Below are 14,333 nucleotides of genomic sequence, written 5' to 3' on the forward strand. Positions count from 1 at the left end.
GTCGGCGCACGCGCCAGTCCGCCTGGAACAAGGGGCGCGTCGCGCACGGCTGGCCGACGCGGCACTGAGCGGTCTCCCCGTTCGGTACGCGCTCGCGCACGGGCCCGAGTCCCGCTGCCGCGAACTTCCCCACAGTCCCCTGACCTGCGTCGATACGGCGCGTCGGCGGCCGTGGACCCAGCCGAGAAAAGACGAGAGGAACTCCGATGGTCGACCCCGAGGTGACCGTCAACGGGAAACGCACCGCGATCGGCGCCGTCCCCGTGCACACCACGGCACTGGACTGGCTCCGCGGACAGGGCCTGACCGGCTGCAAGGAGGGCTGCGCCGAAGGCGAATGCGGCGCGTGCGCGATCCTGGTCGCGCGGCCCGGCGTCGAGTCCCCGACGGACCTGGTCGCGATCAACGCGTGCCTCGCCCCGGTCGGTTCGCTGGACGGGCAGGAAGTGTGGACGGCCGAGGGTCTCGGGTCCGCTGAGGACTTGCACCCGGTGCAGCACGAAATGGCCGTGCGCGGCGGATCCCAGTGCGGTTACTGCACTCCCGGGTTCGTCTGCAGCATGGCCGCCGAGTACTACCGCGGCGACCGGGACGCGACCGGCGACGACCACGCGCCGAACGGCTTCGACATCCACGCGCTGAGCGGAAACCTCTGCCGCTGCACCGGATACCGGCCGATCCGCGACGCCGCGCACGCGCTCGGCGCTCCCCCGGCCGAGGATCCGCTGGCGCGACGCCGAACGTGCCGCGCACCGGAACCCGTTGCGACGCAGCTGCACGGCGCTGGACAGGACTATCTCCGGCCGGCCAGCTGGACCGAAGCGCTGCGCCTGCGCCACGACCGTCCTAACGCGACCTTCGTGGCCGGGTCGACGGACTGGGGCGTCGAGGTGAACATCCGCGGCGTCCGGGCGGACTGCGTCGTCGCCATCGACCGCGTGCCGGAGCTGCAAGTGCTGAACATCGGCGCGGACACGATCGAAATCGGCGCGGGACTGAGCCTCACCGAAATGGACCGCCGCCTCGACGGCCGGGTACCGCTGCTGAGCCAGCTGATCCCGCAGTTCGCGTCCCGGCTGATCCGGAATGCCGCGACCCTCGGCGGAAACCTCGGCACCGGTTCGCCGATCGGCGATTCCGCGCCGGTGCTGCTCGCGCTCGGCGCAAGGGTTGTCTTGTCCGCCATGGACGGAGAGCGCGAGGTGCCGCTCGACGAGTACTTCACCGGATACCGGCAGAGCGTCCGGCGCGACGACGAACTGATCCGTTCGGTGCGGATTCCCTTGCCGCTGGCCGGAACCACCGCGTTCCACAAGGTCGCCAAGCGACGGTTCGACGATATCTCCAGCGTCGCCGTCGCATTCGCGCTCGACATCGAAGACGGTCTCGTGCGCACCGCGCAGATCGGCCTCGGCGGGGTCGCCGCCACGCCGATTCGCGCCAAAGACACCGAAGCCGCGCTCGTCGGACAGTCCTGGAACGAGGAAACCGTCCGCGCCGCGGCGGAAATCCTGCGCGGCGAGGGCACGCCGATGGACGACCACCGCGCGAGCGCCGCGTACCGCACCGCGACGCTGGGCCGCAGCCTGCTGAAACTGCACGCCGACTCTCTTGAGGGAGCACGAGCATGAGCGCAGCTCGCCAGCGAATCATCACTGTTCATGCCGTCGCCTCCCCAGCGACCAGCGTGAAACTCGGCAAGGAGGCGACGGCATGAGCGCACTTTCCGAACGCCCGGAAAGCCCGTCCATCGGGATCGCCCGGCCGCACGAGGCCGCTGCCGCGCACGTCCGGGGCACCGCGCTGTACACCGACGACCTCGTCGCCCGCACGAAAGACGTCCTGCACGCCTACCCCGTGCAGGTGGCTGAGGCACACGCGAAAGTGCTCGCGATCCGCACCGAAGCGGCGGAAGCCGTACCCGGCGTGGTTCGCGTCCTCACTGCGGCGGATGTCCCTGGCGTCAACGATTCCGGGGTGCACCACGACGAACCGCTGTTCCCGTCCGAGGTGATGTTCTTCGGCCACGCGGTGTGCTGGGTGCTCGGCGAGACGCTGGAAGCGGCGCGGCTGGGCGCGGCGGCCGTCGAGGTGGACACCGAAGCGCTGCCGTCGCTGGTGACCGTCGGCGACGCGATCGCCGCGGGCAGTTTCCAGGGTGAGCCGCGAGTGGTGGCGCGCGGCGACGTCGACCCGGCGATGGCCGGTTCGGCGCACGTTTTCCGCGGCGAGTTCGACTTCGCCGGCCAGGAGCACTTCTACCTGGAAACCCAGTGCGCGCTGGCGCACGTGGACGAGTCCGACCAGATTTTCGTGCAGAGCAGCACGCAGCATCCGTCGGAAACGCAGGACATCGTGGCGCACGTGCTGGGCAAGCACAGCCACGAGGTCACCGTGCAGAGCCTGCGGATGGGCGGCGGGTTCGGCGGCAAGGAATGGCAGCCGCACGGGTTCGCCGCGGTCGCCGCGCTCGGCGCGACACTCACCGGACGTCCGGTGCGGCTGCGGCTGACCCGCACCCAGGACATGACGATGACCGGCAAACGGCACGGTTTCCACGCCGAATGGAGCGTCGGCTTCGACGCCGAGGGCAAGCTTCAGGCGCTGGACGTCGTGCTGACCGCGGACGGCGGCTGGAGCCTCGACCTGTCCGAGCCGGTGCTCGCCCGCGCGCTGTGCCACGTCGACAACGCGTACTGGATCCCGCACGTCCGCGCACTGGGGCGGATCGCGAAGACCAACAAGACGTCGCAGACCGCGTTCCGCGGCTTCGGCGGGCCGCAGGGCATGCTGGTGATCGAGGACATCCTCGGCCGCTGCGCACCGCTGCTCGGCATCGACCCGACCGAACTGCGGCGGCGCAACTTCTACTCCGAAGGCCAGGACACGCCCTACGGGATGCCGGTGCGGCACCCGGAACGCATCCACCGGATCTGGCGGCAACTGCTGGATTTGGGCGACGCCGAGAAGCGGCAGGCCGAGATCGCGGCGTACAACGCGAAGCACGCGCATTCCAAGCGCGGCCTCGCGATCACGCCGGTGAAGTTCGGGATCTCGTTCAACCTCACCGCGTTCAACCAGGCCGGCGCACTGGTGCACGTCTACAAGGACGGCTCGGTGCTGATCAACCACGGCGGCACCGAAATGGGCCAGGGCCTGCACACGAAGATGCTGCAGGTGGCCGCGACCGCGCTGGGCGTGCCGCCGGAGAAGGTGCGGCTGGCCCCGACCCGCACCGACAAGGTGCCGAACACCTCGGCCACCGCGGCGAGTTCCGGCGCGGACCTCAACGGCGGCGCGGTCAAGAACGCCTGCGAGCAGATCCGCGATCGGCTGCTCACTGTCGCGGCGGGCAAGCTCGGCGTGCCGGAAGACGACGTCCGGATCGTCCGCGGGGCCGCGCGCACCCCGTCCGGCGAGGAGATCGGCTGGGACGAACTCGTGCACGCGGCTTACTTCGACCGGGTGCACCTGTCGGCGGCCGGGTACTACCGGACCGAGGGGCTGAGCTGGGATTCCGCGAGGATGAGCGGCACCCCGTTCAAGTACTTCGCCTATGGCGCGGCGCTGGCCGAGGTCGAGGTGGACGACTTCACCGGCGCGTACCGCACGCGGCGGGTCGACATCGTGCACGACGTCGGCGACAGCCTGTCCCCGCTGATCGACATCGGCCAGATCGAGGGCGGGTTCGTGCAGGGCATGGGCTGGCTGACCCTGGAAGACCTGCGCTGGGACGAGTCCGACCGGCCCTCCCGAGGGCGGCTCGCCACCCAGGCGGCGAGCACGTACAAGCTGCCGAGCCTGTCGGAGATGCCGGAGGTCTTCAACGTCACGCTGCTCGCCAACGCCGCGGAAGACGGCGCGGTCTACGGCTCGAAGGCGGTCGGCGAACCGCCGTTGATGCTGGCCTTCGCGGTGCGGGAAGCGTTGCGGCAGGCGGTCGCCGCGTTCGGCGAGCCCGGGCACAGCGTCGACCTCGCTTCCCCGGCGACGCCGGAGGCCGTGTTCTGGGCGATCGACCGCGCCGTCACCGCAGCTCCAGCGGTCGAGGCGCAGGTGCCGGATCTGGTGGGCCAGCCATGAACTGGCTCAGCGCGGTCCAGCGCTTGCGGGACGCGGGGCTGCCGGGCGTGCTTGTCACCGTGACGTCCTCGCGCGGGCACACCCCGCGCGAAGGCGGCGCGAAAATGGTGGTCGGCGCTTCGGAATGCCACGGCACGATCGGCGGTGGCAACGCCGAGGCGGTCGCGGTCGAGCGGGCCCAGGAGTTGTTGCGGGACAATGCGACCGCACCGGTGCTGCAAACGCTTTCGTTGTCCGACAAGGCTCCCTACCAGCACGGCGTGCAATGCTGCGGAGGAACGATGACGCTGTTGTTCGAGCCGCTTCCGGTGCGTCCGGCGGTGGCGGTCTTCGGGATCGGGCACGTCGGCCTTGAGCTGGCGCGGGTGCTCGCCCGGCACGAGGTTTCGCTGCACCTGATCGACAGCCGCCCGGCGCAGCTGACCGCAGAACGGCTGGCTGTGCTCGACGACGCCGTGGCCAGCGTGCACGTCCACCAGGTCCCGCTGCTGCCGGAGACGGTGCTGTCGGAGCTGCCCGCGGGCACGCACGTGCTGATCATGACGCACGACCACGCCGAGGACATCGCGCTGTGCGACGCGGCGCTGCGCAGCGGCAGGTGCGGGTCGATCGGGCTGATCGGATCCGCCGGGAAATGGTCGCGGTTCCGGAAGCGGCTGACCGGTCTCGGGCACGACGAGGCGGCGCTGTCCCGGATCACGACCCCGATCGGCCTTCCCGACCTGGACGGGAAGGAACCGGCGGTGATCGCGGTGAGCGTCGCGGCCGCGTTGCTGCGGAAATTCCAGACGCGCCTCCAGCCGGGAGCCCTTCAGGCGTAAATCGCTTGCCTGCCCCCGGGAGCACGACTGGGATACGGGGAGACACCGTCAGCTCCTGGGGGCCTCCTGCCATGGAAATCCGGCACAACAACGACTACGAACTCTTCTTCAGCACCGTCCAAGCCGCGTTCGGCCGGTACTGGCCCGATTCGGCGGGCAGCGGAGTCCTCGGGGCCTTCGAGAGCGAACGGAGCTTGATCGCCCACGCGCCGGACGGGAAACCGGTCGGCACCGCCGGCGCGTACTCCTTCGAACTCACGCTTCCGGGCGAGGTGCTCGCCTCCGCCGCCGGGGTCACGGCCGTCGGTGTGCTGCCGACGCACCGGCGCCAAGGCGTGCTCCGCGCGATGATGCGGGAACACCTCGCCGACGTCCGCGCCCGCGGGGAGTTCCTGTCCGTCCTGCTCTGCTCCGAAGCGGTGATCTACCGGCGATTCGGCTACGGACCGGCGACCTGCACGGAGCAGATGACCGTCGAACGGCACCGCTCCGCGTTCGGTGCCCCGCGCGGAGGTACGGCGGTCGCGACCGGTTCCGTCGAGCTGCACCGGCGCGTCGACTGCGGTGAGCTGCTGGAAGAGATCTACGACCGCTACCGCCGCACCCAGCCCGGCGCGTTGTCGCGGCCGCACCGCTGGTGGGCGCTGGGCGCGGGACACCCGCCGACCGGGCCGGAACCGCGGTACCTCGTCGTGCACCGGGACGCGGACGGCACCGCGGACGGGTACGCGAGCTACCTGGTCAACGACGCCGTCCTGACCGTCGACGAGGTCATCGCCGTCGACGACGCCGCTTTCACCTCGCTCACCCAGTACCTGCTGGGACACGATCTGGTGAAGAAGATCGACTTCAGGCACCTCCCGCCGGGGAACCCGCTGCGCTGGCAGCTGGCGGACCTGCGCGCGGCCGAGCCCACCACGACGGACTGGCTCTGGGTGCGGCTGCTGGACATCCCGCGCGCCCTGACCAGCCGAGGCTGGTTCACGGACGGTTCGCTGGTCCTCGACGTGACGGACCCGTTCCTGGCGGAGGACGGCCGGTACCGGCTGACGGTGCGGGGCGGGAAGGCGGAGTGCGTGCGGACGGATCGCACGCCGGACCTGTCGCTGGACGTGAGCGATCTGGGCTCGATCTATCTCGGCGGGACGTTGCCGAGCGTGCTGGTCCGGGCCGGACATGTCCAGGCGCACACCGGAGAAGCGGCGGGGCTGGCGGACGCGTTGTTCCGGCCGGATCGCGCGCCGCACTGCGTGCACTGGTTCTAAGCCAGCACCTCCGCCGCCAACCGGCGGGCATACGCGGCGTCGAGGCCGTCGGGACGGAACAGGATCCGGTACATGATCGGGGCCACCACCCGATCCATCACCGTCTCCGCCGCCGGCGCGGCCTCGCCCCGGGCGACCGCCCTGGCCAGCACGACTTCCACCTGGTCGGCGGCGTACGCCGAGCACTGGCCGGCGTTGCTCCCGTCCGGATCGCCGAGCAGCGCGTCGCGGAGGTAGGCCCGGCCCGCCGGCGAGGACATTTCGTCCAGGAACAGTTCGGTCCACGCCGCCAGGTCCGCGGCCAGCGAACCGCGGTCCTCCGGCGGCGCTTCCGGGCGCAGCCGCTCGACCGCGACGTCCGACAAGAGTTCTTGCAGATCGCCCCAGCGCCGGTAGACCGTCGACGGCGTGACGCCCGCGCGGGCGGCGACCTGCGGCACGGTCAGCGCGTCCCGGCCCGATTCGGCGATCAGGTCGCGGACGGCGGCGTGCACCGATTCCTGGACTCGCGCACTGCGCCCGCCCGGGCGCACCATCCGCTTCTGGCTCACCGTGCCACTTTAAGCCGCGCCCGTTCCAGTGCGTGTCCGGTCCGCAGCAGCACCGGCTCGCCGTGCGGCCGGGCGAGCAGTTGCAGGCCGATCGGCATTCCGTCGAGATCGTCGCCGATCGGGAGCGTCAAGGCGGGTACTCCGGTGACGTTCGCGGGGGCCGAGAGCCGTACGTACGCGTCCGAGACCGCTTCGACGCTCCCGTCGGACCAGGTGACCGTCTCCTGTCCGGCCGGGACGGCGGTCATCGGGACGGTCGGCGCGGCGAGGACGTCGATCTTGTCGAACAGGCGCGTCCACTCCTGGCGCATGAGGGTGCGGGCGCGTTGGGCGCGAAGGTAATCCCCCGCGCTCATCAGCTCGCCGGCTTCGAGCAGGACGCGGACGTCGGCGGCGTACTGATCGGGCACGGTTCGCAGGCTTCGCTCGTGATACGCCGTGGCCTCGGGGACCATCAAGCCCCAGTGCGTCGCCTGGAGGTAGCGGGCCAGCGGGATTTCGACGTCGACCAGCTCGGCGCCCAGGTCGGCGAGGTGGTCGACGGCTTCGCGGACGGAGGCTTCCACCGTCGGGTCGACGTGGTCGAAGTAGTAGTTGCCCGGGACTCCGACGCGGAGGCCGGTCAGGTCCCCGCCGACGGGGAATGACTGTCCGCTGAGGACGGACAGGACGAGCGCGGCGTCCTCGACGGTGCGGGTGATCGGTCCGACGTGGTCCAGCGACCAGGACAGCGAGGTCACGCCGTTGCGCGGGATGAGGCCGTAAGTCGGTTTGAGGCCGACGACTCCGTTCAGCGCGGCCGGGACCCGGATCGAGCCGCCGGTGTCGGTACCGAGGGCGAACGTCGCCGCGCCGGCGGCGACTGCCACTGCCGAACCTCCGCTGGATCCTCCGGCGACGCGGGACGGGTTGCGGGCGTTGTGCGTCTGCGGAGTCGTGAGGCCGTAAGCGAATTCGTGCGTGTGGGTTTTGCCGAGGAGGACCGCTCCGGCCGCCTTGAGCTGAGCGGCGACGGCGCTGTCCCGCTCGGCGCGATGTCCGGCGCGGACCTGGGAGCTGGCGGTGGTCGCGGTTCCGGCGACGTCGATCAGGTCCTTCAAACCCATGGGAATGCCGTGCAGCGGGCTACGGATCCGGCCCAGCGCCGCGGCTTCCGCACGGGCACGATCGGCCTCCACCGTGACGTACGCGTGCAGCCGGGGTTCTGCCTCGTCGATGCGCGCCAGGACGTCTTCGACCAGCTCTGTCGGCGACACCTGCTGCTCCCGGATCGCGGCGGAGGCTTCGGCGAGGGTGAGGTCAGCCAGCGACATGACAGCCGCCCTCCTCCGCGCGGTAGAGGGAGGCCGGTGGGGTGTCGCCGAAATCCAGGTCGCGCAGGACGGTGACCACGGAGTGGATGTGGTTGGCGACGGCGGCCACGTCGGGATGCCTGGCGGCATCCAGCGGCAATCCGGCTCGGGCGGCCAGGCTCGCCGCCTCGCCGGGGGTCAACTCGGACATCAGGGCTCCTAAAAGCTAAGCGTTTGCTTTAAGCGACGGTAGCGGCTACTGTCGCTTAAAGCAAACATGTTGCGTTAAGGAGGGCCTGTGACCTGGACCATCGGCGAAGTCGACGTGCACCGCATCGACGAGATCGAGCTGCCCGCCGCCACCGGATCGTGGCTGCTTCCCGGCGCGACAGGCGAAATTCGGCTGCACAGCCACAGTTTCGCGTTCGAGAAGGAGGGGACGAAGATCCTCGTCGACACCGGGATCGGCAACGGGAAGACCCGCGCCAACCCGGCGTGGCATGACCTGGACACGGGATATCTGGACGCGCTGGCCGCCGCCGGGTTCGCGCCGGACGAGGTGGACCTGGTGCTGCTCACCCACCTGCACGCCGACCACGTCGGCTGGAACACCCGGGAGCAGGACGGCGTGTGGGTGCCGACGTTCGCCTCCGCCCGGCACGTCACCGCCCGCGCCGAGCGCGAGTTCTGGACGGGCTACGACATGGACGGCCCGCGACGGCAGATGTTCCAGGATTCCGTGCTGCCGGTGGAACGCGCGGGCCTGCTGGACCTGGTCGACGTCCCCGCGGACGGGGCGGAAATCGTGCCCGGCGTGCGATTGCTGCCGACGCCCGGCCACACCCCGGGGCACGTCTCGGTCGAAGTGTCCAGCCGCGGCGAGACCGCGCTGATCACCGGGGACGCGGTGCACCATCCCGTGCAGCTCGCGCACCCGGAGATCGGCGCGTCGGTGGACATCGACCCGGCCGAAGCCGAGAAGACCCGCCGCCGTCTCCTCGCCGGACTCGCTGATTCGGGCACGCTCGTGCTGGGCACGCACTTCACCCCGCCCACCGGCGGCCGCCTAGTCTCCCAGGGCTCCGGCTACCGGCTCGCGGAAAGTCCGTGAGGGGGACCCTCACGGACTTTCCGCCAGGGTTCCCCTCACGGACTTCAGGACAGGTGAGCGGGCAGGGCTGCGACGGCCTCGCTGATGGCGGCGTCGAAGGCGCCGGCGAGCGAGTCCGGCGAGATTTCCGTGCTGTATACGACGATCGACCGGCCCGCGTCGATCTCCAGCACGTCCACGGTGCCGAGGTGGCCGGCGACGGGGAGGTCCCCGCCGGTCACCCGGTACTGCAGCCGTCGCCGGGCCGGGTCGTGCGTGACGACGGCTTCTTCCAGGACCGAGCCGTCCCCCAGGACCACGGTGCGGTGCCGCGTGTCGCCGGTGGAGGACTTCATCGACGGGAACCAGTCGGCGACCGCCGCGGGGTCGCCGATCACCTGCCATACCGCGTCGGCGGGCGCGTCGAGCAGGACGTGGGAGCGCAGGGCGGCCATCAGCTGTCCGAGAAAAGCTTGCCCGCCCGCGCCCAGTTCGCGGTGTCGACGTCGGTGAACACGATGCCGACCGACTCCGGGGCGCAGTCGCCGATCCGGCAGATCTCGCGGGTCAGCACCTCGGCCAGCTCGCGTTTCTGCTCGGTGGTGCGACCGGGGAACCAGTCGACCTGGACGTGGGGCATGAGAACTCCTTGTCAGCTCAGGGAATCAGCGGCTTGCTGAGTGCGGGCCCGGTAATCGCGGCGGATGGCGAGCGCTTCGTCCAGATCGACCGCCACGAAACGGGTTTTGGTGTTCGGCGCGGACTGCGCCACCAGGTCCAGGTCTCCGCTGAGGACAGTGCCGACCATCAGGTAACCGCCGCCGGACACCGCGTCACGGTGCAGGATGATCGGTTCGACACCACCGGGAACCTGGATCGAGCCGATCGGATAAGGCGCGTCCACGATGTTCGACGGATCCTGTCCGGCGCCGAACGGCGGAGTACGCGGCTTGGTCTCCAATTGTGCGCCCTGGTAACGGAAACCGACGCGGTCGGCGACCGGGGTGAGCGTCCAGTCGGTGTCCAGGAACGTCGCGCGGCCCGCGTCGGTGAGCACGTGGTCGTAAAGACCCATCACCACGCGGACTTCGATCTCCTTCGACAAAGCCGGGCGCAAGGATTCCGGCAGAAAACGCCCTGGCACACCAGCGCCGGCGCCCACCGCAATGACGTCTCCGGCGACGAGCGGCGCACCGCTGATCCCGCCGAGTTTACCCAGCCCGTAGGTGGATCGGCTGCCCAGCACCAACGGGACGTCGACGCCGCCGCTCACCGCGAGGTATGCGCGAGCCCCGCGTTTGCAGAACCCGAAGGTGAGGACATCGCCCGCTTGCACCGCGAACGCCTCCCACAGCGGCCGGTCCTCGCCGTTGAGTTTCGGCGGAAGCTCGGCACCGGCGATCGCCACGACGGTGTCCTCGGTGAAGCGCAGTTCCGGTCCCAGGTAGACACATTCGAGCGCGGCCGCACCGGGATCGTTGCCCACCAGTCGATTGGCGACCGAGTACGAGTACTGGTCGAGCGCGCCGGAGGGCGGGATGCCGACGTCGTAATAGCCGGTGCGGCCGGCGTCCTGGATCGTCGTGGCCAGTCCGGGCTGGCGGACCTCAATCGGCACGGAGCACCTCCATCAGTCCCGCGGTGAAGCCGTCCGGGTCGTCGAGGTACTCGCGCAGCCCGAATTCGACCGGGCGCGAACGGATCCGGAACGTCCCGGCCTCGACCTCCTTGACGTGGTCGTCGTAGGCATCCCGGTCGATCGGCTTGAACCGCACGATGTCGCCGGGCCGGAAGAACACCAGGAAATCCCCGAAGTCCGGGAGTTCCTGCGCCGGATCGTAAATCGGCGCCGGAGTGATGCCGAACATCTGGTACCCGCCCGCGCCGCGCACCGAGTAAACACAGCTGAAGCAGCCGCCGTAGCCGACTGTCTGCTTGGGAGTGTCCGTGCGCGGCCGCAGGTATTTCGGCACGACGATCTGCCGTTCCCGGGGCACCATCTGGTACATGAACGGCAGCCCCGCGACGAACCCCACCATCGAGACGAACCACGGGGAGCCGCTGTGCGCCGCGATGAATTCCCCGGCCCCGGCGTATCCGTTGATCCGGGCGGCGTACTCGATGTCGGTGGCGTCCGGGTCCTGATGCCGGTCGCGGAACCGCATCAGCGTTTCGGTGGTCCACGGATCCTGGTACAGCACCGGGATCTCGACCACCCGGGTCGAAAGGCTGAAGTCCGCGGCGTCGCCGACCTTGTCCTCGATGTCGCGCAGCCGCGCCATCAGGGTGCGCGGTTCGATGACGTCCGGGTCGTACCGGACCTGGTAGGAAGCGTTCGCCGGACAGATCTCCACGACGCCGTCCGGCCGGTTCTCGCGCAGCGAGGTGGTGATCGCCATCGCGCGGAAGTTGGCTTGCAGGCTCATTTCCTCGGCCAGTTCGACGAAAATGTGCTCGTCGCCGCCCCAGCTGTACCGCGCCGGAGTCGCGCCGCTCATGCGCCCGCCTCCGCTCGCCGCGCAAGCCACTCTTCGAGCGTCCCGGTGGTGAACACGCCGTCGGCGAACCATTGCCGCCCGAGAAGTTCGATGAGCAGCGTCGTGGTGGTGGGAACGCCTTCGACGACCAGTTCGGACAGTGCCCGCTTCGCCCGGCGCAACGCGGTCGGCCGGTCGTCACCCCACACGATCACCTTGGCCACCAAGGAATCGTAGAACGGCGGGACCTGGCTGCCCGGCGCGAGCCAGGTGTCGGTACGGACCCACGGACCGCCCGGCAACCGGACTTCGCCGATTTTTCCGGGACCGGGAAGGAAATCGCGCTCCGGGTCTTCCGCGCAGACCCGGAATTCGACGGCGTGCCCGCGCCTGGTCACCTCCGATTGCCGGAACCGCAACGGTTCCCCGGCCGCGATCCGCAGCTGCTCGGCGACCAGGTCGATCCCGGTGATCAGCTCGGTGACCGGATGCTCGACCTGGATCCGGGTGTTCATCTCGATGAAGAAGAACTCGCCGGTCTCGTCGTCCACGAGGAACTCGCAGGTGCCCGCGCTGCGGTAGCCGACCTCCTTGCACAGCCGCACGGCCGCCGCCGTCATCGCGGTCCGGATCCGTTCGTCGATTCCCGGCGACGGAGCCTCCTCGACCACCTTCTGCCGCCGCCGTTGCAGCGAACACTCGCGCTCGAAGACGTGCACCGTCTCGGAACCGTCGCCGAGCACCTGCACCTCGACGTGCCGCGCGGCCCGCACGAACCGCTCCAGGTACATCTGCCCGTCGCCGAAGGCACTCGCGGCCTCGCCGGAAGCCTGCGGAAACGCGACCTTCAGTTCGGCCTCGTTCCCGGCCACCCGGATCCCCCGGCCGCCTCCGCCCGCCGCGGCCTTGAGCATGATCGGATACCCGATCTCGCCCGCGGCGGCGACCGCTTCGGCCACATCGGACACTCCGCCGGGCGTCCCGGGCACCGTCGGCACCCCGGCCGCCTGCGCGACCTGCCGCGCCCGGACCTTGTCCCCCATCTGCTCGATGACCGAAGCCTCCGGACCGACGAACGTCAGCCCCGCGTTCGCCGCCGCGGCGGCGAACGACGCGCGCTCGGACAGGAATCCGTAGCCCGGGTGCACCGCGTCCGCGCCGGTTTCCTTCGCCGCGGCGAGGATCGCGTCCGCCACCAGATAGCTCTTCGCCGCCGGAGCCGGGCCGATCGGGACGACCTGGTCGGCGAGCAGCGCGTGCGCGGCGCTGCGATCGGCCTCGCTGACGACCGCGACCGTCTCGATCCCGAGGTCGTTCGCCGCGCGGATGATCCGGACCGCGATCTCGCCGCGATTGGCGATCAGCAACCGTTTCACGCGTCCACCTCCAGCACTACCAGCGGCTGGCCCGCATCGACGACCGCCTCCGCGCCGGCGGCGAACTCCACGACGGTCCCCGCCGCGCCGGCGGGCACCGGATAGAAGGACTTCATCACCTCGACCAGCCCGACCGTGTCGTCCGCGCCGACCTGCTGGCCGGGCTTCACGAAATCCGGGCTCTCCGGATCGGGCCTGCGGTAAAAGACCCCGGGAATGGGCGAAACCACTTCGAGACGGGACATCAGCGTCACCTCGCACTCGGTAGGGACAGGTACGGAGTTCAGGCCAGGTAGGGCGTCAGCGCATCATGCACGCTTTTCGCCAGGTCCACCGCGCCAGGAGTGTCGGAGTGCACGCAGACGCAGTCCGCGCGCATCGGGATGTCCTGACCGTCCACAGAGGTCGCGAGCCGCTCAGTCACCGCCCGCACGGACCGCTCGGCGGCGATCGCCGGGTCGTAGGCGACGTGCTCGCGGGTGATGATGAGCGAACCGTCGGCGCGGTAGTCCAGGTCGGTGTAGTACTCGGCGATGAAGCCTCGGCCGCGCTTCCCCCACACCTTTTCGTGCATGGTGTTCGCCATGCCCATCAGCGGCACGTCGAAGACGTCGGCCGCCTCCGCGATGGCCCGCGCGACCGTCTCGTCCTGCGACGCCAGACCGTACAGCGCGCCGTGCGGTTTGATGTGGTTGAGCGGCATGCCGTGCTCGGCCAGGAATCCGGTCAGCGCGCCGACCTGGTACACCACCGCTGCGGTGAGTTCCCCGGGCTCCATCTTCAGCTCCCGCCTGCCGAACCCGTCGCGGTCCGGGAACGACGGGTGGGCGCCCACCTTCACCGAATGCTCGTGGGCCAGCGCGACTGTCCGCCGCATGACGACCGGATCGGCGGCGTGGAAACCGCAGGCGACATTCGCGACCGTGATGTAGGGCATGATGCCCTCGTCGTCGCCGCAACGGTAGATGCTGTAGGCCTCGCCCATGTCGCAGTTGATGGCAACCATGAGTGCTGTTCCTTGTCTTTTTCCGGAATTCTTCTCAGGAATGCGCGATCTTCGGGGTGTCCCCGTCGGGGTCGACGAAGACGTCGTCGCCCTCCAGCCGCACCGGGTACCGGGCGAGCTGCGCGTGGCCGGGGTTGATGCCCTGGCACGTGGTGAGGTCGAACGTCCACAGGTGGCTTGTGCACATGAGGGTCTTCTTGTCCAGTTCGCCCTCGACCAGTTCGACCTGCTGGTGCGGGCAGATCGCCTGGGTCGCGACGACCTCGCCGCCGTCGAGGTGGGCGATCAGCACTTCCTTGTCCCCCACCTCGAACGACTCCATGTCGCCTTCCCAGACGTCGTCGAGGCTGCACACCCGCACGAAACCCATGC

The 14,333-nt window shown here is 69.9% G+C and carries 16 protein-coding genes; 5 read left to right on the forward strand and 11 right to left on the reverse strand.

All coding sequences use genetic code 11. The features are described from left to right. The first annotated feature begins 206 nt into the window (after positions 1-206). From BM362_RS20670 to BM362_RS20685, 4 genes are all read left to right on the forward strand, one after another. Positions 207-1,631, forward strand: coding sequence for a xanthine dehydrogenase small subunit (locus BM362_RS20670; RefSeq protein WP_093574258.1), 1,425 nt, complete (start codon positions 207-209; stop codon positions 1,629-1,631). Positions 1,632-1,713: 82 nt separating this feature from the next. Next, positions 1,714-4,083: a xanthine dehydrogenase molybdopterin binding subunit gene (gene xdhB / locus BM362_RS20675; protein WP_093574259.1), complete on the forward strand. Its 2,370-nt coding sequence runs from the start codon at positions 1,714-1,716 to the stop codon at positions 4,081-4,083. Continuing rightward, positions 4,080-4,904: a xanthine dehydrogenase accessory protein XdhC gene (xdhC, locus tag BM362_RS20680; RefSeq protein ID WP_093574260.1), complete on the forward strand. Its 825-nt coding sequence runs from the start codon at positions 4,080-4,082 to the stop codon at positions 4,902-4,904. The genes xdhB and xdhC overlap by 4 nt, the downstream gene beginning before the upstream one ends. A gap of 71 nt (positions 4,905-4,975) precedes the next feature. Further along, the gene (locus BM362_RS20685; protein ID WP_093574261.1) at positions 4,976-6,169 is read left to right on the forward strand and encodes a GNAT family N-acetyltransferase; all 1,194 of its coding nucleotides are present in this window, start codon (positions 4,976-4,978) and stop codon (positions 6,167-6,169) included. On the opposite strand, the gene BM362_RS20690 is transcribed toward BM362_RS20685, so the two are convergent. The 3 genes from BM362_RS20690 to BM362_RS20700 are packed head-to-tail and all read right to left on the reverse strand — an operon-like array spanning position 6,166 to position 8,223. Then, positions 6,166-6,720 (reverse strand): TetR/AcrR family transcriptional regulator, encoded by a 555-nt coding sequence (locus BM362_RS20690; protein WP_093574262.1) that lies wholly within the window; start codon positions 6,718-6,720, stop codon positions 6,166-6,168. The genes BM362_RS20685 and BM362_RS20690 overlap by 4 nt on opposite strands. Further along, positions 6,717-8,033 carry an amidase gene (locus tag BM362_RS20695; RefSeq protein WP_093574263.1) on the reverse strand — a complete coding sequence of 439 codons (1,317 nt, stop codon included), beginning with the start codon at positions 8,031-8,033 and terminating at the stop codon, positions 6,717-6,719. The genes BM362_RS20690 and BM362_RS20695 overlap by 4 nt, the downstream gene beginning before the upstream one ends. Then, complete coding sequence (locus BM362_RS20700; RefSeq protein ID WP_067578931.1) at positions 8,020-8,223, reverse strand: hypothetical protein; 204 nt, start codon at positions 8,221-8,223, stop codon at positions 8,020-8,022. The genes BM362_RS20695 and BM362_RS20700 overlap by 14 nt, the downstream gene beginning before the upstream one ends. Positions 8,224-8,310: 87 nt before the next feature. On the opposite strand from BM362_RS20700, the gene BM362_RS20705 reads away from it, so the two are divergent. After that, complete coding sequence (locus BM362_RS20705; RefSeq protein ID WP_093574264.1) at positions 8,311-9,123, forward strand: MBL fold metallo-hydrolase; 813 nt, start codon at positions 8,311-8,313, stop codon at positions 9,121-9,123. A 44-nt stretch (positions 9,124-9,167) separates the two neighbouring features. On the opposite strand, the gene BM362_RS20710 is transcribed toward BM362_RS20705, so the two are convergent. From BM362_RS20710 to BM362_RS20745, 8 genes are read right to left on the reverse strand one after another with little or no spacing between them, the layout of a single operon-like run. Further along, on the reverse strand, positions 9,168-9,557 hold the full coding sequence (locus BM362_RS20710) for an SRPBCC family protein (protein ID WP_208865277.1): 390 nt from the start codon (positions 9,555-9,557) through the stop codon (positions 9,168-9,170). Beyond that, positions 9,557-9,742 carry a tautomerase family protein gene (locus BM362_RS20715; RefSeq protein ID WP_067578937.1) on the reverse strand — a complete coding sequence of 62 codons (186 nt, stop codon included), beginning with the start codon at positions 9,740-9,742 and terminating at the stop codon, positions 9,557-9,559. The genes BM362_RS20710 and BM362_RS20715 overlap by 1 nt, the downstream gene beginning before the upstream one ends. A gap of 12 nt (positions 9,743-9,754) precedes the next feature. Continuing rightward, positions 9,755-10,720 (reverse strand): 5-oxoprolinase subunit C family protein, encoded by a 966-nt coding sequence (locus BM362_RS20720; RefSeq protein WP_093574266.1) that lies wholly within the window; start codon positions 10,718-10,720, stop codon positions 9,755-9,757. Continuing rightward, positions 10,710-11,600, reverse strand: coding sequence for a 5-oxoprolinase subunit B family protein (locus tag BM362_RS20725; protein ID WP_067578942.1), 891 nt, complete (start codon positions 11,598-11,600; stop codon positions 10,710-10,712). The genes BM362_RS20720 and BM362_RS20725 overlap by 11 nt, the downstream gene beginning before the upstream one ends. After that, positions 11,597-12,955 carry an acetyl-CoA carboxylase biotin carboxylase subunit gene (locus BM362_RS20730; RefSeq protein WP_093574267.1) on the reverse strand — a complete coding sequence of 453 codons (1,359 nt, stop codon included), beginning with the start codon at positions 12,953-12,955 and terminating at the stop codon, positions 11,597-11,599. The genes BM362_RS20725 and BM362_RS20730 overlap by 4 nt, the downstream gene beginning before the upstream one ends. Next, positions 12,952-13,200, reverse strand: coding sequence for an acetyl-CoA carboxylase (locus tag BM362_RS20735; protein WP_067580099.1), 249 nt, complete (start codon positions 13,198-13,200; stop codon positions 12,952-12,954). The genes BM362_RS20730 and BM362_RS20735 overlap by 4 nt, the downstream gene beginning before the upstream one ends. Positions 13,201-13,238: 38 nt before the next feature. Beyond that, positions 13,239-13,961, reverse strand: coding sequence for a 5-oxoprolinase subunit PxpA (gene pxpA / locus BM362_RS20740; protein ID WP_067578946.1), 723 nt, complete (start codon positions 13,959-13,961; stop codon positions 13,239-13,241). Between the two features lie 34 nt (positions 13,962-13,995). Further along, positions 13,996-14,331, reverse strand: coding sequence for a monooxygenase system ferredoxin subunit (locus BM362_RS20745; protein ID WP_093574268.1), 336 nt, complete (start codon positions 14,329-14,331; stop codon positions 13,996-13,998). Positions 14,332-14,333 lie beyond the last annotated feature (2 nt).

The sequence above is a fragment of the Amycolatopsis rubida genome, from assembly GCF_900115345.1.
Classification (GTDB): Bacteria; Actinomycetota; Actinomycetes; order Mycobacteriales; family Pseudonocardiaceae; genus Amycolatopsis; species Amycolatopsis rubida.